This is a genomic window from Microcoleus sp. F10-B2, from assembly GCF_036704965.1.
GTDB lineage: Bacteria > Cyanobacteriota > Cyanobacteriia > Cyanobacteriales > Microcoleaceae > Microcoleus.
Genome location: NZ_JAUBTB010000080.1, coordinates 1 through 20,802 on the forward strand (window position 1 = coordinate 1; position 20,802 = coordinate 20,802).

Annotated in this window: 19 protein-coding genes and 1 pseudogene; 8 read left to right on the forward strand and 12 right to left on the reverse strand. The window is 43.6% G+C overall.

What is annotated here, in order from left to right:
• Positions 1-6: 6 nt before the first annotated feature.
• From QUA99_RS24950 to QUA99_RS24970, 5 genes are all read right to left on the reverse strand, one after another.
• Positions 7-600 carry a DUF4435 domain-containing protein gene (locus QUA99_RS24950; RefSeq protein ID WP_333238653.1) on the reverse strand — a complete coding sequence of 198 codons (594 nt, stop codon included), beginning with the start codon at positions 598-600 and terminating at the stop codon, positions 7-9.
• A complete protein-coding gene (locus QUA99_RS24955) occupies positions 597-1,940 on the reverse strand; it encodes an AAA family ATPase (protein ID WP_333238651.1) in 1,344 nt (447 codons plus the stop codon). The genes QUA99_RS24950 and QUA99_RS24955 overlap by 4 nt, the downstream gene beginning before the upstream one ends.
• A 72-nt stretch (positions 1,941-2,012) precedes the next feature.
• A complete protein-coding gene (locus QUA99_RS24960; protein ID WP_333238649.1) occupies positions 2,013-3,254 on the reverse strand; it encodes an exonuclease SbcCD subunit D in 1,242 nt (413 codons plus the stop codon).
• 108 nt (positions 3,255-3,362) lie between these two features.
• Positions 3,363-3,938: a Uma2 family endonuclease gene (locus tag QUA99_RS24965; protein ID WP_333238646.1), complete on the reverse strand. Its 576-nt coding sequence runs from the start codon at positions 3,936-3,938 to the stop codon at positions 3,363-3,365.
• 88 nt (positions 3,939-4,026) lie between these two features.
• Positions 4,027-5,304 carry an ATP-dependent DNA ligase gene (locus QUA99_RS24970; protein ID WP_333238645.1) on the reverse strand — a complete coding sequence of 426 codons (1,278 nt, stop codon included), beginning with the start codon at positions 5,302-5,304 and terminating at the stop codon, positions 4,027-4,029.
• An 82-nt stretch (positions 5,305-5,386) separates the two neighbouring features.
• Here QUA99_RS24970 and QUA99_RS24975 point away from each other — a divergent pair, with 82 nt between their 5' ends.
• From QUA99_RS24975 to QUA99_RS24995, 5 genes and pseudogenes are all read left to right on the forward strand, one after another.
• On the forward strand, positions 5,387-5,542 hold the full coding sequence (locus QUA99_RS24975) for a hypothetical protein (protein ID WP_333238643.1): 156 nt from the start codon (positions 5,387-5,389) through the stop codon (positions 5,540-5,542).
• A 90-nt stretch (positions 5,543-5,632) separates the two neighbouring features.
• Positions 5,633-5,938: a glutaredoxin family protein gene (locus tag QUA99_RS24980; protein WP_333238655.1), complete on the forward strand. Its 306-nt coding sequence runs from the start codon at positions 5,633-5,635 to the stop codon at positions 5,936-5,938.
• A 199-nt stretch (positions 5,939-6,137) separates the two neighbouring features.
• Complete coding sequence (locus QUA99_RS24985; RefSeq protein WP_333238641.1) at positions 6,138-7,631, forward strand: UDP-N-acetylmuramoyl-L-alanyl-D-glutamate--2,6-diaminopimelate ligase; 1,494 nt, start codon at positions 6,138-6,140, stop codon at positions 7,629-7,631.
• A 171-nt stretch (positions 7,632-7,802) separates the two neighbouring features.
• Positions 7,803-8,009 (forward strand): annotated as a pseudogene (locus QUA99_RS24990) (serine/threonine protein kinase); the annotation flags it as partial.
• 369 nt (positions 8,010-8,378) lie between these two features.
• A complete protein-coding gene (locus QUA99_RS24995) occupies positions 8,379-9,611 on the forward strand; it encodes a glycosyltransferase family 4 protein (RefSeq protein ID WP_333238637.1) in 1,233 nt (410 codons plus the stop codon).
• On the opposite strand, the gene QUA99_RS25000 is transcribed toward QUA99_RS24995, so the two are convergent.
• From QUA99_RS25000 to QUA99_RS25015, 4 genes are all read right to left on the reverse strand, one after another.
• Entirely contained in the window at positions 9,587-10,780 is a 1,194-nt protein-coding gene (locus QUA99_RS25000) for a glycosyltransferase 61 family protein (RefSeq protein ID WP_333238635.1), read from the reverse strand. The genes QUA99_RS24995 and QUA99_RS25000 overlap by 25 nt on opposite strands.
• Positions 10,781-10,784: 4 nt before the next feature.
• Positions 10,785-11,516 carry a TylF/MycF/NovP-related O-methyltransferase gene (locus tag QUA99_RS25005; RefSeq protein WP_333238633.1) on the reverse strand — a complete coding sequence of 244 codons (732 nt, stop codon included), beginning with the start codon at positions 11,514-11,516 and terminating at the stop codon, positions 10,785-10,787.
• 84 nt (positions 11,517-11,600) lie between these two features.
• Positions 11,601-12,206, reverse strand: coding sequence for a TylF/MycF/NovP-related O-methyltransferase (locus tag QUA99_RS25010; RefSeq protein WP_333238631.1), 606 nt, complete (start codon positions 12,204-12,206; stop codon positions 11,601-11,603).
• Between the two features lie 234 nt (positions 12,207-12,440).
• A complete protein-coding gene (locus QUA99_RS25015; protein ID WP_333238629.1) occupies positions 12,441-14,066 on the reverse strand; it encodes an alpha-amylase family glycosyl hydrolase in 1,626 nt (541 codons plus the stop codon).
• A gap of 837 nt (positions 14,067-14,903) precedes the next feature.
• On the opposite strand from QUA99_RS25015, the gene QUA99_RS25020 reads away from it, so the two are divergent.
• The 3 genes from QUA99_RS25020 to QUA99_RS25030 all read left to right on the forward strand — a co-directional run bounded on the left by QUA99_RS25020 (position 14,904) and on the right by QUA99_RS25030 (position 17,579).
• Entirely contained in the window at positions 14,904-16,013 is a 1,110-nt protein-coding gene (locus QUA99_RS25020) for a DegT/DnrJ/EryC1/StrS family aminotransferase (RefSeq protein WP_333238628.1), read from the forward strand.
• On the forward strand, positions 16,006-16,977 hold the full coding sequence (locus tag QUA99_RS25025) for a hypothetical protein (RefSeq protein ID WP_333238626.1): 972 nt from the start codon (positions 16,006-16,008) through the stop codon (positions 16,975-16,977). Before QUA99_RS25020 ends, QUA99_RS25025 begins: the two co-directional genes overlap by 8 nt.
• Positions 16,978-17,039: 62 nt before the next feature.
• Positions 17,040-17,579, forward strand: coding sequence for a DUF1349 domain-containing protein (locus QUA99_RS25030; protein ID WP_333238624.1), 540 nt, complete (start codon positions 17,040-17,042; stop codon positions 17,577-17,579).
• 66 nt (positions 17,580-17,645) lie between these two features.
• Here the strand turns inward: QUA99_RS25030 and QUA99_RS25035 are convergent, their stop codons facing one another.
• The 3 genes from QUA99_RS25035 to gntT all read right to left on the reverse strand — a co-directional run bounded on the left by QUA99_RS25035 (position 17,646) and on the right by gntT (position 20,626).
• Positions 17,646-18,059, reverse strand: a complete 414-nt coding sequence (locus QUA99_RS25035) for an ester cyclase (RefSeq protein WP_333238622.1) — start codon at positions 18,057-18,059, stop codon at positions 17,646-17,648.
• Between the two features lie 139 nt (positions 18,060-18,198).
• Positions 18,199-19,155, reverse strand: a complete 957-nt coding sequence (locus QUA99_RS25040; RefSeq protein ID WP_333238620.1) for an aldo/keto reductase family protein — start codon at positions 19,153-19,155, stop codon at positions 18,199-18,201.
• 136 nt (positions 19,156-19,291) lie between these two features.
• Positions 19,292-20,626: a guanitoxin biosynthesis MATE family efflux transporter GntT gene (gntT, locus tag QUA99_RS25045; protein WP_333238618.1), complete on the reverse strand. Its 1,335-nt coding sequence runs from the start codon at positions 20,624-20,626 to the stop codon at positions 19,292-19,294.
• Positions 20,627-20,802: the final 176 nt, after the last annotated feature.

Below are 20,802 nucleotides of genomic sequence, written 5' to 3' on the forward strand. Positions count from 1 at the left end.
TTCAGCCTAAAAGTGTTTGGCTTCCAAGTTTTCACAACTGATAAAGAAATCCGACCCACATCTGCGGAATGTGGGATTTAATATTAATGTGCGATCGTCCACAAATTTATTAAAAGCTAAATCTTCAAACTTTAAACAATAATTAAACTTTAGCGAAGCCCATCGCAAATAACCAAGAATTTTGGCACTCTGCAATAAAGTCGGGCGGATATCTTGAGCAAAACGCTCAATTTTTTCTGTTGAACCGTGTTCCCTAAGCACCTTTTCCAGTGCTGGCGACTTCAGCAGCATAGTTTCAAGATCGTGAGTATCTGTTAAAAGCAAGTTTGGACTGAGTGGAACAGTTTTTTCTAATATGTCAAAGTCAGCATCAACAACAGCTAAAACGCCAGCAACATTAGCTTGTTCAAGGATATTTAGCACTTTCACAGCATTATCCTTGTTAAAGGCATTCTCTACACGACACTTTGTGGAGTGTACCAAGTTTTCCCATACCCGCGTATCTGTATCTCCCTCAGCGATTAAAAAAGAGCCGGGGTGTTGAGTTCGCAGCAGGCGAATTTTGTTCGCAATGCGATCGGGTGTAATGTATTCTCTCATTCAATTGGCTCTTGCAATTCCACTGTCAAATCCCAGCGATCGTTGATAATATCTGGAGAGTGAGTAGCTACAAGCACGTCAAAGTTTGCCAGCTTAATAATTTCTTGCAAATCTTTGAGAAACTCGACTTGCCACGCTACGTGCAGCGAAACTTCGGGTTCGTCAATTAGAATTAGCGAGTTAGGCTGAACTTTAAATAACAGTTCGTAAAAAAGAACTAATTCGTGCTGTTCTCCAGAAGATAAGTTTGTGGGCGATAAAGGATTGCCGTCAGGAGTGGTAAAGGTAAAACCCTTATCTTTGCGGATGGTCATTTTTTTATAGCGAAATCTAGTATTAATAATTCTTTTGAACAGCTCTATTTTATTAGCTATTTCCTGAAAAATCATGAGTTTTTTTTCTACATCTTCAATATAAACTGACAAAATGCTTTTGGTGCGCTCGTCTATTCCTTTTTCTACTTGAAAGTCGTGTTCTTCGTCTTTATCTAAAAGACCTGCTTCTATCAGACGAAAACGCTTCTCCTCTATTTCACTTAATTTGTTGTGCAGCGTCTCTTCTGTTAAATGAGAGGCTACTTTTTGGTTGACAACTCTTGCAGGAAAAGTTCTGTCAATAGACTGACATAGTGTACCGTATTCAGCCAGTTTGGTTTGGATATTTTTTGCAAGTTCTTGAGAATATGTCGCTACAGATGCTATCATTGAGACGGGTCTATATAATTCTAATTCTGAGTTGCGAATATCCGAAAAACTTAATAAACGTTGAACTTCTATGAAACGAATATTTAGAGACTTTTTTAGTTTTAATAGCCACTCCTCTTCTTCCTTAATCTCTGTTGGATCAATAGGCAAAAAATTGGCAAATCGCTGCAAAACATCTTCCAAAGAAAGTTGTTCCTTAGTCGGCAAATAGAACCAAGTTCTCGCTGCTATTTGTTTCAGATTTGGTACATAATTTTCTATAATTCTCAATGAAGATTTAAGTTGATTTATTGACTCTTTAAACAAGCTTGGAGAAAATTTGTATGACCGATTGAAACCTGTTTTTTTGAAGTGAACTATTAACTTAGTTTCTGATTTATTTTCACTATTATTTTCTAGATGTTTCTCCACTCTCAGAACGCTGCCATCATCAAAGTCTACCCGGAACTCTGTAAATGGAATAGTGCGAAGTTCTGAGTAGCGCGAGTTGAAAAATCCATTAACCATCCTCAACAAGACGGTCTTTCCGAACCCGTTTGGTCCGTGAATAATCGTAATTCCTTCTTCCTTATTTAAAGGAATGACATGGTTGAAAACTCCAAAAAGTTTGGTGACAGAAATTTTATTGATTCTCATTATTCCCTCTGGTTTAACTTAAAATCAGCATTTGAATGCTTGAGTGTCACAGACAAATTAGTCATGATGTACCTAAAATTCAACCAAAATTTCCTCGGCGCCGCCCAACAAACCCTGTGCCGCCTCTAACATACTCTCAGCAACATCTTTCAAATCTTCGCGACTTGCCAGATAAGTTTTCAAAGCTTCTAACGGTTCTATACTATTATTAGCATTCAATTCTGGCAACCGCGGTCTTGCTAGCTGACTGACTAATTCCGGCTGAATTGTGTAGCTGTGCGCTGCGCCCAAAAGTGCGTGCAATTCTGCGCTGTCGATTAAATCCAATTGTTCCGATCGCAATTGGTAAATCAATCTCACAACCGCGTCTTGTATCTCTTTCTTGCCAATAGCTTTAACTAACTCCGCCTGCGGGTTTTCCGATTCTGAAACATTCACTTTAATAGTCTGAAACACCCGCACGGGCAAAGCGCAAAATTCCCACTCTGCTTTCCCCCGTTCCAAATTAACTAACACAAAACCTTTATCTTCTTTCTCTTCGCTAAAATCAACTCGTTCGATGCTTCCCGGATAAATTACGGGCGGATTGTTGGCAGCATTGAGATTTTGGTGTTTGTGAACGTGACCGAGAGCAACGTAATCAAAACAGGGGCGAGTTAGCATGGAAACGGGAATGTTAAAACCTTTGCCAACTGCTAAAAAACGTTCGGCGCCCAAACTCGCTTTATCTGCCATTAAATGCGCTAAAAGTACGGTTGGTATGTCGGGGTTGAGGCGGCGAATTTCGCCTTCCATTGCGATCGTCAGTTTTTCGGTTAATAATTGGTTAACATCGCCCATAGACAGGCTTTCAGTCTCGGAACGTGTCATTAAGGTCGATCGAGTCAACCAAGGCAATGTTACCACCTGTACGGGCCCGCTGCGGGTTTGAATCAGGTGAGTGTCCAGGCGATCGCCTACAATAAACTTAGGTATCCCCAAAGTCCGGTAAATCCCCAAACTCGCGCCGCCTTGTCCCTGAGAATGTTGGTCGTGATTTCCTACTAGCAAAACCGTCGGAATTTGGGCGTCAACCAAGCGGCTGAATTGGCAAGCAAAAGCCTCTTTTACAAACGGTGGAGGCGTCGAATCCGGGAAAGCATCGCCGCCGAATATAACTAAATCTACGGGTTCAGAAATTGCTCTATCCATACATTTGCTCAGCGTCGCCGCGAAGTCTTCCAGCCGCGTATTTAAACCAGTTTCTGGATTAATCCGCCCGTGGGAAAAGCCGCTGCCCATGTGAATATCTGAAAGGTGAAGAATTTTAATCATTGTTTTTTCTATTTGTTAGCTATCGTTTCGGTTCGGAGTGAGGACTTCAGTCCTCAGAAGCAGGATTTGCATTCCTGACTGCGAACCCAAGAAAGTTTTTTTCATACATCACAATATGATGCCGGGGACTTTTTCATAGATTTCGCTAATTGCACAACTAAAATTCGCACTAACAAATTCTACTCTATCTCCTTGTCCGTAAGTCTGAGAAACCCAGTTTCCCTCAGCATTGAGTCTAAAACATTCAATTTTAATCTCAGATTGAGTGATGAGTACGTATTCTTGCAAACTCGGAGAAGTTTGGTAATCGGCAAATTTATCGCCCCTGTCAAAAGATGCAGTTGAGGGAGATAGCACCTCAATAATTAGAGATGGATAGAGAATGAAGTCTTCGGTGGAACTTGTATCTCTTTCGTCGCAAGTCACCGCTACATCAGGATAGTAATAACAATTTGCCTCTTCCAGTCGTAATTTTATATCTGATGAAAGAACTAAGCAGGAACTCTCGCGGAGATGATTGTTAAGCAAACTTGCTAAATTTACTGAAATAACAATATGAGGTTTTTTTGCCCCGGTCATTGCATAAACGTGTCCGCGTCTGTATTCGTGTTTGATCGGGCTTACTCGTTCGCCTTCTAGGTACTCTTCAGGGGAAATGTAAAAATTATTTTTGCTAACAAACATTGATGTTTCCTCCGATATTTTTATTTGACACTATTGGTTAATAATCGCATCCCCGGGTGGGAGACGGCAGTGCCGTTTCCCTACAAATTCAACAAAATTCCAAAAATCGTGCGTGCCACAGTTTGCCGCTTTCTGTCAAACCCTGCGATCGCACTTTAATTTTGACACTTTTGGGGTTAGCCTCGTAGAGTCGGGCAATTTCCTGCATTTCCTCCCCGCTAAAACCCGTTCCCACTGTTCCTACTGGCACTAATTTGCCATCAATTTCTTGCGCTACTTTGACGGCGCTAAACGGCCGCCCCGCAACTTTTGTCGCCGTCAAACCCACAATAAACAAATCGTGTTCTTGACAGTATTTAGTTCTCACCATCGGATATTTCTTAACATCTTTGCCGCCGACATACTGGCAGTTGTGCAACACCCAAACTTCGCCTTCTTTATTTTCAGATTCCTGCTGATTTGCCAGGACGAGTTTTTCGGCTGCGGTGCGAAATGTCGGTACAACTTCAAAGGCCGGGGATAAATTAGCCAGCATTTCGCCAACTTCAACTCCGGCTGCAATTCGTTCGGATTCTGCCACGGTAGTTAAATCATTGCCTTTGAAAAACAAACTTTTAAAAATGGCATAAATTGCGCTGGGCTGGATTGTGGGAAAACCGCTTTCAATATTAACTGTAGCAGCTTGCGCGCCGGTGCGGTGTTCGCTGCCCGTACAGCTTTTGTAATACAGTTCGCCGTCTAAAACAAAGGTGCCAATTTTAGCGGCTGTGTCGATTAATGTGCGATCGATCTCAACCGATGCCTGTTGCCGCAGGTTAGTCGATCGCGATTGGTAGTATACTTTATCTGGCGTCGCAATGACCACTACTCGATTGCCGTCGCGCTTCGGCTGCCCCCAATAATCGGGATTTTCGATATAATAAGAACGATCGCTCGGCGCGTCAACTGGCTGCATCGTGACAATCCTTCCCGGCTGCAAGTGCGGCGGCAATTCGGCAACAATGGGATTGTTGGCAGTTTCTATTTTTGGGGCGGAAGTTGATTGTTTAGCAGGAGCGAAATCGGCGGTAGAATTGTTTGGAGTATTGAGGGCGATCGGCTTTTCTCCGGTTTCTAACTCAAACGCTTTTTTCCAAAAGCCGAGCGCGATTTCCGGGTATCCTTCCGACTCCGCGCACAGTGCAAAACCAATAACTTTTGCCGTACCAATTCCGCGCCCGTAATCAGCTAAATACTGCACGGCCCCCGCTTCTCCCATCAAGTGCAATCCTCGCGTGACGATGCGATTGTTCCAGCGTTCTCGAATGTCGGCGCTAATTTTTTTGGCTGCTTTTCGCTTGGCTTCGGCGTATTCGGTGCAGTCCATACTGCCTCCTTTATGTAGGGCTATTTATATACTATACTAAAGATTGATTTATTAGTCAATTGTAATTTGACAATTAGGTGGTGTGAATAAATTTAACTCTTTCATTTATGAACTAGATTTATTTTTTAACCGCAGAGGCGCAGAGGGCACAGAGGAAGAGAAGAAAGAGATAGTCAAGCGCGGTAATCTGTTGGCTGCCAATGCTAAGATAACTTCGATCGCGCATTGCGACCAATAAAGCCGTGAGTTGCGTCTTACTCGCGTTGGGTTCGCCCACTGGCGATCGCACGTTCGAGAATTTAATATCAAGTCTAATTGTACTCTTATGATGCGATTGATTTTGTACAGCAAACCCGGCTGCCACTTGTGCGAAGGGTTGCAAGAAAAACTCGAACAGATTGAAAGCCTGAACTTTCAACTCGAAGTCAGAGATATTACCGAACGCGATGACTGGTTTCAAGCTTATCAGTACGAAGTTCCAGTTTTGTTTAAAGTGCAGCCCCAGCCAACAAATTCTGCTGGCGAGGCTGCATTCTCTGCTGAAGAACTGTTGCCCCGTCCTTCTCCCCGCTGTAGTGTCGCCCAATTGGAGCAAATGTTACAGAAATATTTGCAAATCGATCCGTCACAATAATACGATTTACCCAAAAACTCAGGTTTTAATCCTGACCTCGGGGTGCTCGGTGTGCAGCTTACTCTAGGCCGAGAGATTTTACAGCGCGCATAAAAAAAACTTATGGTTTGCACCGCGCACTGCAAAAACCTGTAGAGATTGGCTCAAACAATGTGTTCCGCCAGTCATATTCAAGACATTCAAGCGAGGAGTTTTTCCGATGAAATTGAGAGAATTATTAGCAGCAGTTCCCAACATTTCCTTTGACGCCAAACACCCCGCCCTCGATGCCGAAGTCAAGGGTTTATCCACTAATTCCCACGCTTGTCAGGCGGGCGATTTGTTTTTGGGAATGCCGGGAACTCGGGTTGATGGGGGAGATTTTTGGCAAAGTGCGATCGAATCTGGTGCAGTTGCCGCCGTAATTTCCACCCAAGCAGCCGAGAAAACACCTTCCGAAGACGGGGGTAGTTGCGTCATCGCAGCAGCCGATATGGCTCAAGTTTGCGGTCAAATAGCAACTGCTTTTTACGGCAATCCAGCTAGCCAATTAAAACTTGTCGGCGTTACCGGGACTAACGGAAAAACTACAACAACTCATTTAATCGAATTTTTGCTCAATGAAATGCAGTTGCCGACGGCGCTTTTTGGCACGCTTTACACTCGCTGGCCGGGCTTCCAACAAACTGCACTTTACACCACACCTTTTGCAGTTGACCTGCAAAAGCAATTAGCAGAAGCTGTAGTCGCCGGATGCAAACACGGCGTGATGGAAGTCAGTTCCCACGCCCTAGCGCAGCAGCGAGTTTTGGGGTGTAGTTTTGAAGTTGCTGTATTTACCAACTTGACTCAAGACCATCTCGATTATCACCGCGATATGGAAGATTATTTTGAGGCTAAATCGCTTTTGTTTGGTTCGGATTACCTCAAAAATCGCGCTGTAGTTAATATTGACGACCCCTACGGGAAGCGGATAGTTGAAAATCTCAAATCTGAAACAGTTTGGAGTTATAGCACTAGCGACAAAACGGCCGATTTGTATGCTTCAGATTTGGAGTATCAGCCGAATGGAGTTAAGGGAATTCTGCACACCCCCAAGGGCGAAACGGCTTTTGTTTTGCCTTTAGTCGGTCAGTTCAATTTATCAAATATGTTGGCTGCTGTCGGTGCTGTTTTAGAATTGGGTTTAGATTTGTCCGCAATTGTGGAGAAATTATCTCAGTTTTCGGGAGTTCCGGGACGGATGGAACGGGTGCAAATTAGCCCGGAACAAGATATTAGCGTTATTGTCGATTACGCGCACACTCCCGACAGTTTGGAGAACTTGTTGAAGGCGTCGCGGCCGTTTATTCCGGGTCAGATGATTTGCGTGTTTGGCTGCGGCGGCGATCGCGATCGCACTAAGCGCCCGATCATGGGTAAAATTGTGGCAGAATTAGCCGATTTAGCTGTTGTTACTTCCGACAATCCGCGCACGGAAAATCCCGATCGCATTTTGGAGGATGTTTTAGCAGGAATTCCCGCCGCAGTAAAGCCGGTCGTGATGTGCGATCGAGCCGCTGCAATTCGCACTGCTATTATGGACGCTAAACCGGGAGATGGCGTGCTGATTGCAGGAAAGGGACACGAAGATTATCAAATTTTGGGTACCGAAAAAGTCCATTTTGACGATCGAGAACAAGCGCGAGATGCCTTGAAAGCCAGAATGAATTAGGTTAACTGAATTAGGTTAACAGTTAACTGTTAACAGTTAACTGTTAGCTGTTAGCTATTTGCTGCCTGGGAAATTAGTTGTATTTTTCAGTATTTATACAAAAGTAAAATCTGATTGGCACTAGATTATAATCGCCATAGAAAATATCGTAATAAAAACATAATTGTTGCTATGATAAAACTAACTGGTTATCCAATTCTCGCTCGAATCTACTCAGGCACTCGCACCCTAGTTTATCGCGGATCTCGCCTCTACGACCAAAAATCCGTCATCATCAAAGTGTTGCGGAACGAGGATCCCAACTTCAGCGAACTCGTGTATTTTCGCAATCAGTACACGATCGTCAAAAACCTGAATTTGCCCGGAATCATCGAAACCTAAAGCGCGGCTCATAATATTCAGGTTATGGAGAAAAGTTCTCTCTACCTCAAGAGATAGAGTTGATCCCAAATCCTCATTGAACCCTTCAATTATTCTACCTGAATACCCGGCAGATATTCTTTTACTATTTCCCAAGATGCCGCCAGGAGATTTCTTTTAAACAGGAATGTCGATTTCAGTGGAGATTTAACTTCACATTGTCCATCTTCTGGTAAAATTCAGAATAACTAGATTGTCCCGTGACTGAACGGCTTCAGTAGATTGCAAGAGGAAGACTTTTGCTAGTTCTAGATCCTATCTCAGCCAGAGTGGGCTAGAACATCCAAATACCCAATCACCTATACAAAGACTACCAGTTCCACATTTATGGCCATAGCAGAGCAAAGAATTAAAATTACCTATATCTTCACGCACCATATTCGTTGGGTTCCCTTTGAATTGGTCGCCAAATGTATCGATAAGAGTAAGTTCGCAATTGACTATATCATTCTTAATGAAGGCGATCCTATGATCTCCTTTTTAAGCCAGATTAATGTTCCTTGCACGGTTGCTTCCTATCAGGATTATAGCAATACCCCAGAGATAGTTAAATTTATCTATGAACACTTGATTAAAAATCAGACCGATATTGTTCAGACTCATTGGTTCGCCGGCAGCTTAGCTGGAATGCAAGCTGCTTATTACGCCCATGTTCCAGTACGAATCTTCAGCAGGGAACATCCTTCGATTAAATACTATTCGCGTCATGCTCCCAGCAAGCATCGCTTGATATGGGAATGTGCCACCAATATTATTGGTGCTACCAACTCATGCAAGCAAGGGATGATAGAAGACGGCATCCCCGAGCATAAAATCAAAGTTATACCAATGGGATTTGATATCAGTGAATTTGAGAATGTAGAGACTTCGCGTATTGAGCAATTGCGCTCTAAGTATCTAGCAAATCATCACGGCCCTGTTATTGGTGTAGCTGCGAGGTATGTCAAATGGAAAGGAGTTGAATACGTCATTGAAGCACACAAGCAGGTTCTCGAAGCTTATCCCAATGCAATCTTAGTTCTTTCAGGGACACATACAAATCGTGCCAACCTGGAGGAGCAAATTCGTAATGCGCGTAAAGAAGACATCGTTGCGCCTCAATACGAGGATATTATCAGCATCACAGACAAGTTGGCGGAATTACCCCAGGATAGCTATGTTGAAATCCCATTTGAAGAGGATCTTTTTGCTCTGTTCAAATTGTTTGATGTTTTTGTCCATGTGCCTACCAATCCTTTTCAAGAGACATTCGGCCTGGTATATGTAGAAGCAATGCTTTCTAGAGTTCCATCTGTGATTACGCTTGCAGGTTGCGCTTTGGATCGTGCTGTACACAAAGAGAATGCCTGGGTTGTTGATTACAAGAACAGCGATCAAATTGCCCAGGGGATATTAGCACTTTTAAGCGATGCGTGGCTGAGAAAAAACATCGTTAACAACGCCTTTCTCTGTGCCCAACAATACGACATCAAGAATCACATCCAACAACTTGAGGAATTTTACGTCCGCGAGCTTGAAAAGAGGAGATTTGACACTCAGTGTCCCTCTGTTAGATATTGAAGACCGATCATAAAGTCAATAAACTCCGAACGGTTGGCTATTTCTTTGATATAAGTCTCAAGATAACCTTTTGCTAAGTCACGCTCATTGATTTCCTGAAATTGATAGAAAGGCTGAGTGACAAACCCTTCTTTTTGTAGCAGAATGCTGGCTTGATACCAATCGATATTTGATAAACCAGACCACGGATCAAGCCCAAATCTATACTGTCCTTTCACGGTATCCACCGATAAGACTTCTTTTCCGTAGGCACGAAATTGATCGGCGATCCCTTGACGAACTTCATCCCAACGAGAGTTACTCCCCGGCCATCTAAAAATTACTGAGACATCAGCTTGTAAATCTGGCAGGAGAAGACAAGCATGGGCAGCACTTCCTCCACTGAAAATGATTTTGTTAGCGTTTTGATATACTGTTAATTGCTCAAAAAACTCAAATTTTTCCGGGTTAAATATTTTGTAACCTTGAGAAATAAGATATTCTTCAAAAAGTGATTCCCCAATAATTCTACCCATATTAGCTGGTAATTTAGACCGAGATACATAAATTTTATCTACGTTTTCAAAACCTGTAGGTTTAACCTGTGGAAATTGAAATTTTTTGAGGAAGTCCAAGAAAATAGGTTCAGGATTCTTGATGTCACTATAACGACCATATTTTTGACAGGGAATGATAACTTTTCTCAATCGAATCGGACGATCGGTAAAAATTAATTTTTGGTGAGGGATTTGGAAACCCGATAAAACCTGATAAATATAGTTATTTTTTTCTAAATAATCAGGCATACCCCAAGGGGTATAAAAAAATATATATGGATCGAACTGTCTAAATGCTTCATAAGCCCATAGACGACTAAGGGATTCGAGTAAAAAATGTCCAAAGTGATCGTTTAGCCTGCCACCGAAAAAAACAAGTTCCTCGATACTAGGAATTTGTGTACCGAAGTCTTCTTTCTTGTCAATCTTGGGCATTTCTTGATAGGGATCATTCCAATAATCTCGATCGATCGCTTCCTCAATTAGCTGGAAACACTCCCTATCAATTAACCCCCCAATGTCTTTTCCCATTCTGACATCTAGAGGAAAGGCAATGACTTCCTCACAGAGTAAAACATCTTTAATTAAGGTTTTTACTGTGGCGAGTTGGTTTTGATTGTCTTGTTTAAACATAAGTCTAAATCTTGATTCCAAGACGCACTTCCTTATCAATGCGTTTCAGCATGGGTGCTGGGACTTTACTAAAGTATTCATCAGTAGCTTGGCGCGATCCAGCCCAAGCCCCATAATCATCAATAATCAGCACACCACCTGTGGAGAGTCTAGGATAGAACTGCTCTAACTCAGCGGCTGTGGATTCATACCAGTCGGTATCTAGACGCAGCACAGAAATAGTTTCTGGCTTAGTTGTTTTCGATGTCTCCAGAACGTCTCCTTGTACATAATGAATCTCAAACTCAAAATTATGGGCAAAGAAAGTTGCTTGAACTTCTTCCAATAAAGCGTAACACCAGCCAATGTTATCGGCATATTTCTCCATCATTTCAAAGCCGACATTTCCCCGTTTGTCCACATCAATTTCGGTTGGGGCTGTCATACCATTAAAGGTATCGTACAGATATAATTTACGATCGCTAACCTTTCGCGCCTGCAAAATCAAGGCTGCTAGTAAAGAACTTCCTCCTCTCCAAACGCCGCACTCGACAATATCTCCAGGTATGTTGCGATCGAGGACATAGTTCACCGAGGTATAAAGGGCAAAGAGTGCTTCTTTACTGGTCATTGTGTAAGGAAGTACTTGCTCAAATAGTTCCAAGAACACGGGATCTTTGTCAATATCTGGTGTGACTCGATCCTTGATAGTTACTTGATGCTTTGTGGAGAAAACGATCGTGCGCTCAGTACTCATAACAATAAGGACAAGGAGGAATATTTTGACAGGATAAGGGTTGCAAATTCACTTAACCCAATGGTTTACTGGGAAGTCATCGATCTAAATCTTAATCGCAAGGCGTACTTCCTTATCAATGCGGATTAACATTGGCCCTGGAACTCCACTAAAATAGTCATCCGTAGCTTTGCGCGATCCTGCCCAACAGCCATAATCATCAACGATCAGAACGCCTCCTGTGGAGAGTCGAGGATATAGCAGTTGAAACTCAACGGCTGTGGATTCATACCAGTCGGTATCTAGACGCAGAACAGAGATGGTTTCTGGCTTAGTCGTTTTTAACGTCTCCAGAACGTCTCCTGGCACAAAATGAATCTCAAAATCAAAATTATGGACGGAGAAAGCTGCTTGAACATCTGCCAATGAAGCGTAACACCAACCAATGTCGTCCCCATATTGCTCCATCATTTCAAAGCCAGTACGCCCATATTTGTCCACGTCAAATTCGGTGGGAGTTGGCATACCCTGAAATGTGTCATATAAATACAGTTTGCGATCGCTAACGTTTCGCGCTTTCATAATCAAGGCAGCTAGTAAAGCACTTCCTCCTCTCCAAACGCCGCATTCCACAATATCGCCAGGTATGTTGCGATCGAGGACGTAGTTCACCGATGTATAAAGGGCAAAGAGAGCCTCTACGCTGGTCATTGTATAAGGCTTTACCTGCTCAAATAAATCCATGAAAACCGGATCTTTACCCATATCTGGTGTGATCTGATCTTTCATGGTTGCTTGATGCTTTGTGGAGAAAACGATCGTGCGTTCAGTAGTAATCATAAGAAACAGGAGTAGAAATAAATGGACGGGATGAGGACTGCAAAACTTTCGTGATTATATGCGAAACAGATTAATAAATCATTTTTTCTCCTTTTTTCTCCTTGATTACGATTGATGGCTGCGTTCGATGATTAGACCTTCATTTCCTCGTAGCTCAAGGGTGTGTCCCAGTTGCCCTCCCTGACGATCCATGAATGTAGAGAGGAGAACTTTTGACTGGCTACGAAACTCCACTGGTAATATCCATTCCTGGTATTGGGAACTGAAGTTCAATGCCACAACGAGATTCGATGTCTCGTCAAAGCGTCGGTAGCAGAAAAGCTGTGATGGTGAGTATAAAGAAATGTAGTCACCAAGCTGCAGTGCCTGTTGTTGCCGACGCAAGCGCAAAAGTGCCTGGGTGAATGAGAGACATGACCGAGAATCATGCTTCTGGGCCTTGACATTGATATTCCTGCAGTCATGAGTGATCGGCAACCAAGGCTGGACTGATGCCGAACAGAAGCCCGCATTAGCAGAGTCATCCCAGAGCATCGGCGTGCGCTCAGGATCGCGTCCCACCCCAATACCGGGAGCTTTTTTTTCCCAAGGATCTTGGATGTGTTCGGAGGGAATCCAGGCATCCTCCATTCCGAGTTCCTCTCCGTAGTAGATCGTTGGTGTACCGCGAAGGGTGAGCAGTAACATCATGCCGATTTTGGCTTGATGAATCCCAATTCTGCTGGCGACGCGATGCTTGTCATGATTACCCAATGACCAATTGGGCCATGCACCTTCAGGTAGCAGTCTCTCGTAACGATCGACAATTTCTCGGACGGACTCAGCACTCCACTGCAAATCAGATGACATCAATTCGGAATTGAGCGGTAAATGAAATTCGTCATTTGCTCCGTAGTGCTTAACTATTTCTTCTAGTGATTTGTATAGCTCAGCAATCAAAAGCCGATCGCCATACCCATCTACCAGCGTCCGCAGCATCCGATTGAAATCGTGAATTTCCGGTATATTTTTGCTAAAGACTTCAAACAGGCGATCGGATGGTTCCATGCCGGGATGCCAGTCGGGATTCACGGGATTATCTCGAAACTGCAAATCCTTGTAAGCGCGATAGGCCGCATCAACTCGAATTCCATCCACCCCTCGCTGCAACCAAAAATGCAGTACATCCAACATCGCCTGTCTGGCATCGGGGTTGCGCCAATTGATATCTGGCTGTTCCTTGAGAAACGAGTGTAGATAGTATTGCCCTGTTCGATCGTCCCATTCCCAGCCAGAAAGCCCGTCGAAACGTCCCAGCCAATTATTGGGAAGGCTACCATCTGGCTTTGGATCTTTCCATATGTACCAGTCTCGCTTGGGATGAGAACGGGAACTGCGGGATTCAATAAACCACTGATGTCGATCGCTAGTATGGGCGGCAACAAAGTCAATCAAGACCTTGAGATTGCGATCGTGCAAATGTCGTATCAAACTATCTATATCTGAAAGGGTTCCAAAGACGGGATCGATATTTGTATGGTCGCTAACATCATAACCAAAATCGGCCATTGGAGAGGGATAGTATGGTGTCACCCAGATGGCATCTATCCCAAGCCATTCTAAATAATCCAGTCGCTGGATAATGCCACGGATATCACCGATGCCATCTCCGTTCGAGTCCTGAAAGCTGCGTAGATAAGTCTGATAAATAACAGCAGACTTCCACCAAGGAGAATGAGACATTACGGTCATGGGTAATTAGAATCAATAAAAAGAGCAAGATTTCTTCGCTCAGGATTTGGTAAGCTGTCGCGCATTTAAATTGTATATTCTCTGCGGGCTACGAGAGCCCACCCCACAAGACGGGGAATTGTTTTTTGACAGACAATTTAAATGCCGCAACAGCTTATAGTACCTAAACCATCACGATCGCTGCGGATCGTGAAAAGACTTGCCAGCATGGATGGATGCTACTGTCAGTGTTGAACCGTCGATCGGATAATATCATAATCCCTTTTTGGTTACTTTGACCGTAAAAAAAGGCTTTCGCCTTGCGGTCTCTGGATTTTAGCCATTCTCAATAATTTATTCTTCGCCAGGCGAAAGCCTTACAAACCAATAGTCCGGACAAAATCTTGGGGGGTTTTAGCGGCCCAAAGCCAGAGCCTTCATAAGTGCAACCATTTTAATCAAAATCTGCTCGGGAGCTAAGGGATGAGAATTAAATAAAATCCACTTTTCATGACTGTTGTGGGATGGGCGTCCCGCCCGTCTATCGGGGACGGGCTACGAGAGCCCATCCCACAAGAAAAAAGGGAAATTATTTAATTGACGATCCTAACAAGCAAATAAATCGGCGAATACTAGGATGACCGCCCTGTCAAGCTTACCGCCTCGTAGAAAAAACTGTCCTGAGTATTGACAAACCATTAGTTCCAGAAAATAATCTACCGAAAGTCACAAAAGAGGGATAATGATTGCCTAAATGATTTAAGTAGATCCATTCTCCCATATCCCTGTTTCATCTTTTAAGGAAGTAGGACTGAGAAGATTTACTTCACAAACAGCCTCTAAAGAAACATCATTGATATGATCCCTCAAATTCAACCTTGGATTGACGATAGTGAATGGCAAGAAGTTAAGCGGGTGATGGAATCAACCTACTTAACCGAGAATAAGGTGACAGAGGAGTTTGAAGCTGGCATTAGGGCTTTAACGGGGGCAAAGCACGCCATTGCTGTTTGCAACGGTACTGCTGCCTTATACTGCATCCTCAGGGCTCTGGATATCGGTCATGGAGATGAAGTGATTGTTCCCAACCTGACTTTTGTTGCTTCCTCGAATGCGGTGATTATGGCAGGGGCGAAGCCCGTCTTTTGCCCAGTTAGAGCAGATACCCTGTGCATCGATCTAGAGGCAGCCGCAGTGCTGGTCAATGACAAGACCAAAGGGATTATGCCTGTCCATTTGTACGGTCAAAGTGCAGATATGGATGCGGTACTCGCCTTTGCTAATCGCTTTGATTTGAGGGTGATTGAAGATGCAGCACAGGCGATCGGAGTAGAGTTCAACGATCGTCATGTCGGCTATTACGGAGAGGCAGGTGCCTTTTCATTTTATGGCAACAAAACGATTACCTGCGGTGAAGGTGGGATTATTCTCACCGACAGTGATACTATTGCCCAGACCTGCCGCCGGCTTAAGAATCACGGGCGATCGCGTCGCGGCACGTTTATCCACGAACATATTGGCTTTAATTTTTCCATGACAGAAATGCAGGCAGCCATTGGTGTTGCCCAGCTCAGAAAGCTACCTGCAATTATTAAGCGCAAACAGCAAATTTATGAAGCTTACATAGCTGGTTTAGCAGGTATACCCCAGTTGAAGCCGATCTTTATAGACCCGCGGTGTAAGCCCGTCCACTGGTTTACCTCTTTCTTTGCGGAAAACCGGGCTGAACTGGCTGACTATTTAGCAAATCGGGGAATTCAAACCCGACTATTTTTCTGTCCGCTTCATCTTCAACCTTGCTATCAAGACTGGACCGATCCCAGCATGACCTATCCCGTCAGTACATCTGCTTATGAGCGAGGAATTTCTTTGCCATCCTCTTATAGTTTGACTGATGAAGAACTAGATTTTATCATCGGCGAAATTCAACAGTTTTATCAGCTTTGCGAGCGATTGAAAAGTGCTTGAATCTCCCCTATCCCAAACCTCCGAATATCTTGCCTGCCGCGATCGGGTAGTTGCGGCTGTGGCAGATTTGCCCCAGGGTAAAGCGTTATCTGAGGCGCTGATTGCAGGTCGCGATTTTCTTCACTCGATCCATCCCGATGAGGTGGCAGGCGTAACCAGAATTCTGGTGCGGGAAGGGCATGGTCCTCAAAATCTCAATGATGAGCCGCTTGACACGCAGTTCCATGCTTATTTGGAAGCGGTGATTAATCCCCAGATTCGTAGTGGCCTCCTCGCAGATGGTACTAAACCCAGAAGCTATGACGATCGCAAAGTCCGCTGGTCTGGGGCTGGAGTGGCTGGATTCTGGTCTCGCAGTCAAGACACGCTCACCCTGGAAGTTGGACCCACTAGCTACCCGCGTTGTCGTCTGGATTTGACTCGCAGTTCGCTGGAAGCACTCAAGCTGATGATGCGCGGACTGACAACTTACCAAGATCCCTACGCCTATTTTGCTAGGGGAGTTGGGGTTGCGGTGGTTCCGCTGACTGCGGATGGTAATGTCTACATTGGTAGGCGATCGACTTCATTGGATTACACAGGCGTTCTCAATTTTGTGGCGGGTTGGGCTACATTTTCTCCTAGATCTCAAGACATCAATTTTTATCAAGATGCTCAACGGGAATTGTGGGAAGAAGTGAATGTTGCCATGACCTTAAATGACACGAATACTCGGTTTGTTGGCATATCTGGCAACCCGCTCACGGGGGAAGTTGATTTGGTCTTTGTGGTGCAAACAGAAATGCCCGATCGCCATTTTCGATCGGGTCAGTGGGAAGAGCATTCTTGTTTGGTTGGCATTCGCAGTAAAGCTGAAGCTGAAGTTCTGCTGGAACATGGACTGTTACCCGGAGAGCAAGAACCTTGCGCTCTGATGTTTTCCTCTCGCTTGGGCTTAGAATACTTAGTTCAACAGCATTGGTGAAGGGTAGATAGAAAATACCTGACCGCGCTGGCAATCAAATATTTTGAACAGGATGAAACTCTATGCAATGGCTCAATGAACCCACCCAATGGACAGACTCGGGCGATCGCTTGATTGTCAAAACTTCTCCCAAAACAGATTTCTGGCGAATTACCCATTATGGGTTTATTCGTGACACCGGACATTTTTACTTTGATTCCATCAGCACTGATTTTGTTGTTGATGTCAAGATACGCGGCAATTACAAGGATCTCTACGACCAGGCCGGCCTCATGCTGCGTGCCGATGAAAAGCATTGGATCAAGACAGGCATTGAATATGTTGATGGCGTACACAATCTGAGTGCTGTCGTTACCCATGACTATTCAGATTGGTCAGTCATTCCCTTGCCGAATCCCCCTGATGTTTTACACTTGCGCGTTGAACGCTGTAAAGAAGCTATCCAAATTTTCTACTTAAATGAAGCTTCTAACTATGCAATGCTCAGAATGACGTATTTACCCTATGAAACGCTTCAAGTAGGAGTTATGTGTGCCTCCCCAGACGGAGATGGATTCGAGGTGACGTTTGAGGATTATCAGGTCAATGCTACAGGATCGTAATCTTCCTTTGGGCCCACTTGGAAATTTGTCGGTGAGTATTGTGATGCTGAACTCACACTTTGGCTATCAATCAACCTTCTCAAAAGCCTGAATCTGGCTGACAATATCTGACATTGGCCAATATCCCCAGGACTCTGTAATCTGCTGGTTCTCAATCTTAAATATTTCTAACGCCTCAAATTCTACTTTCACTCCAGTGGCAGCCATACCAACAAACTCACCCAGGTGCGTAGCTGTAAAGTGACCTCGAAATACAACTTTGTCATTTTCCTCAATGAGATCGTCAATCACTACTTTGATATCTGGAAAGGCTTTGTGAGTCCCCCTCAGTATCTCAATCGCATCCTCGACGCTTCGCACTTGAGGTAGCCCGTGATCTATATAATTTGGCACAATATACTTGTATGCCGCTTCGTAATCTTGATTGTTATAGATTTCAAAAAACTGTTTAACTACTTCCTTATTAGTTAGGCTATTCATACAATTTCATTTCTACTTTGACAGGTAAATTATACACGAAGGCTGTTACGTTGTAAACTTGTATTCTTGAGTTTCCAGAGCGATCGCATACGTTTCTTAACATTTTCAGTAGTTTTGTGAAAGTTGCATAAATTCTGACCTACTTTCCTCCCTTGCCTACAACTGATACCAGTGCTCGATCGATTGCTGCCAATACGTCCGCATCCAGTTGTATTCCTGATGCAGCAGCGTTATCAACAATTTGTTCCGGACGACTAGCACCGATAATGGCTGAACATACGTACTCAGACCGCAGTACCCAAGCCAGAGCTAACTGTGGCATACTCAACCCTAAGTCTTGGGCAATGGGCTTCAGTTTCTGTACTGCTGTTAGAATGCGATCGCTAAACAACTCCTCCAGCAAAAACCAATTCATTTTTTCATTGGCAGCGCGAGAATTTTGAGGTGGAACTTGCCCTGGCTGGTATTTGCCTGCAAGTACACCTTGAGCTAATGGCGACCAAACAATCTGACCAACACCATTAGCTGCACACAATGGAAAGACTTCTGCTTCTGGGTTGCGCCACAGCATAGAATACTGAGGCTGACTGGAAACAAAGCGTTCAACATCAGCAATATTGAACGCAGATTGAATTTGCTCTGGACTCCACTCGCTAAAGCCGATGTAACGAGCTTTTCCCTGACGCACTACCTCAGTGAGTGCCGTCATTGTTTCCTCCAAAGGTGTGTTCGGATCGTAGCGATGGCATTGATACAAGTCAACATAATCGGTACGCAATCGGTTTAAAGAAGCATCGATTTGTTTTCGGATCTGGGCTGCTGAGAGTCCTCGGTCAGTAGGTGACGTGGGAAAGAAGACCTTGGTCGCTAGGATATAGGACGATCGCTCAATTCCTTGCAATACTTCCCCTAGAAATGACTCAGCACCACCAGCCGCATAAGAATTAGAAGTGTCAATGAAGTTAATACCAACGTCAAAGGCTTTGTAAATGCAAGCCTCTGCATTTTGCTGTTCTACACCCTCACAAATACCCCAGGAACCAAGACTGATTTCTGAAATATGCAATTCGCTGTTACCCAATTTTCTGTATTTCATTTGTATTTCTTATTTCACTGTTTTTTTGCTCTTCATTTACGAAACAATGAAGATAATTCGTCACAATAGTTGTAACCTTCCCAAATACTACAGGGCAATGATGGTTTTGGCGGTATTTTCAAGATAAATTAAATTATCAGTTGGGAATAGCCTCCTTTTCCTCATTTGATTGCAAAGTCATAGGTATCTGTATTCCCGAAACTAACGTGCAAGATAACATAAATACGGATAAAGCTAACCATAAAAACTGATTGCTATGAAAATAAAATGTTGCTAAACATAGAAATATCAGTCCCAGTAAGCCACTGACAAAGTACGTGTTGCGTACAGCCGATCCCTCACCCAAGCCAGAAAAATATCCATCTAGAATATAAGCAACTCCCGCGCCCACTAAAACAACGGGTATCCAAAGGATATAAATTTTAATGGATTCTATCAATTCTGAATGGCTAGTGAACAGATGAAATATAGGGTCAGGAAAAAAGACAGCAGCCAGCCCAACTACTAAACTAATCGCTAGATTAGTTGCTAATGCAATTTGCAAAAGTGGCACAAATTTATGTGTTGTTCCTTGACCTTGAAAATTACCGATTAAAGTTACAGTAGCGTATTCTACTCCATCACACATATACATACTTATTGCTACTATTTGGAGGAGTAAAACATTTTCAGCCAGAACCTCAGTACCCAATGTTGAGCTAAAAGCATTGAAAAGGACAAAAATAGATACGATAACTATAGACCTAACAGATAGATTGCCATTCAGAACAAAAGCAGTTTGGAATGCGGACAAATTTAGGGCTTTTCCTGTTAAAGTACCTATTTCTTTTAACGAAAATTCACGGCTAATCATCACCAGCGCTACAAATAAGGTTAGATACTGGCTAATAGCCTGCGACAATCCCGCCCCCATGCTTGACCAATCCCAAAGGACAATGAAAAGGTAATTCAGTGCAATATTAGCAACATTCCCAATAATAGTGAGTAAAAGAACTTTGCGGTTTTGTTCTCTTCCAAGAAACCATCCAATTAAGACTAAGTTGACGAAAGCAGCAGGCGCTCCCCAAATCCGACTATTAAAATAAGTAATACCTGCAAGTTGCACATCGGGCGCAGCATTCAACAACATAAAGCCTAGCTTCCCCAAAGGGTATTGCAGCAGCAGAAAAAGCATACCCAATCCCAAAGCGATTAAAGCATTTTGTAGCCCTGCTAAAAGTATTGCTTCTCGGTCATCTCGCCCAACTGCTTGAGATGTAATTGCAGTTGTTCCTGACTTGATAAAAGAACAACTTTCGTAGAGAAAATCAAACAAAATAGCACCTAATGCCACTCCTGCTAAATAACTAATGTTTGACAGGTGTCCCAGGAAAGCTACGCTGATTGCACCGGATAAGGGTATTGTAATATTAGAGGCTACGTTGACAGCAGCCATTTTTAGAAAGCGATATACAAAGTCGTATTGAAGCAATGTCAAAGTTCCTTGAGATAGATACTCCAGTCTAGTTTATCAGTATTTTTTGCCTAATGCCAACTTGATATGAAGTCAAGCAGAATCAAGGCACGAGAATTAGGAAGCTAGCTCCCTGGGTGTAGCGGCCCGCAATTATAAACAGTCCGGCTTGCAATCAAATAGGACTTACACAT

What these genes read in the sequence shown, in the direction of transcription:
- QUA99_RS25030 (WP_333238624.1), top strand. Translation starts at nt 17,040, where the DNA reads ATGCAATGGCTCAATGAACCCACCCAATGGACAGACTCGGGCGATCGC.
- QUA99_RS24980 (WP_333238655.1), top strand. Translation starts at nt 5,633, where the DNA reads ATGCGATTGATTTTGTACAGCAAACCCGGCTGCCACTTGTGCGAAGGG.
- QUA99_RS24970 (WP_333238645.1), bottom strand. Translation starts at nt 5,304, where the DNA reads ATGGACTGCACCGAATACGCCGAAGCCAAGCGAAAAGCAGCCAAAAAA.
- QUA99_RS25020 (WP_333238628.1), top strand. Translation starts at nt 14,904, where the DNA reads ATGATCCCTCAAATTCAACCTTGGATTGACGATAGTGAATGGCAAGAA.
- QUA99_RS25000 (WP_333238635.1), bottom strand. Translation starts at nt 10,780, where the DNA reads ATGTTTAAACAAGACAATCAAAACCAACTCGCCACAGTAAAAACCTTA.
- QUA99_RS24960 (WP_333238649.1), bottom strand. Translation starts at nt 3,254, where the DNA reads ATGATTAAAATTCTTCACCTTTCAGATATTCACATGGGCAGCGGCTTT.
- QUA99_RS24950 (WP_333238653.1), bottom strand. Translation starts at nt 600, where the DNA reads ATGAGAGAATACATTACACCCGATCGCATTGCGAACAAAATTCGCCTG.
- QUA99_RS25040 (WP_333238620.1), bottom strand. Translation starts at nt 19,155, where the DNA reads ATGAAATACAGAAAATTGGGTAACAGCGAATTGCATATTTCAGAAATC.
- QUA99_RS24985 (WP_333238641.1), top strand. Translation starts at nt 6,138, where the DNA reads ATGAAATTGAGAGAATTATTAGCAGCAGTTCCCAACATTTCCTTTGAC.
- QUA99_RS24965 (WP_333238646.1), bottom strand. Translation starts at nt 3,938, where the DNA reads ATGTTTGTTAGCAAAAATAATTTTTACATTTCCCCTGAAGAGTACCTA.
- QUA99_RS25010 (WP_333238631.1), bottom strand. Translation starts at nt 12,206, where the DNA reads ATGACCAGCGTAGAGGCTCTCTTTGCCCTTTATACATCGGTGAACTAC.
- QUA99_RS24955 (WP_333238651.1), bottom strand. Translation starts at nt 1,940, where the DNA reads ATGAGAATCAATAAAATTTCTGTCACCAAACTTTTTGGAGTTTTCAAC.
- QUA99_RS25015 (WP_333238629.1), bottom strand. Translation starts at nt 14,066, where the DNA reads ATGACCGTAATGTCTCATTCTCCTTGGTGGAAGTCTGCTGTTATTTAT.
- QUA99_RS24995 (WP_333238637.1), top strand. Translation starts at nt 8,379, where the DNA reads ATGGCCATAGCAGAGCAAAGAATTAAAATTACCTATATCTTCACGCAC.
- QUA99_RS25035 (WP_333238622.1), bottom strand. Translation starts at nt 18,059, where the DNA reads ATGAATAGCCTAACTAATAAGGAAGTAGTTAAACAGTTTTTTGAAATC.
- QUA99_RS25005 (WP_333238633.1), bottom strand. Translation starts at nt 11,516, where the DNA reads ATGAGTACTGAGCGCACGATCGTTTTCTCCACAAAGCATCAAGTAACT.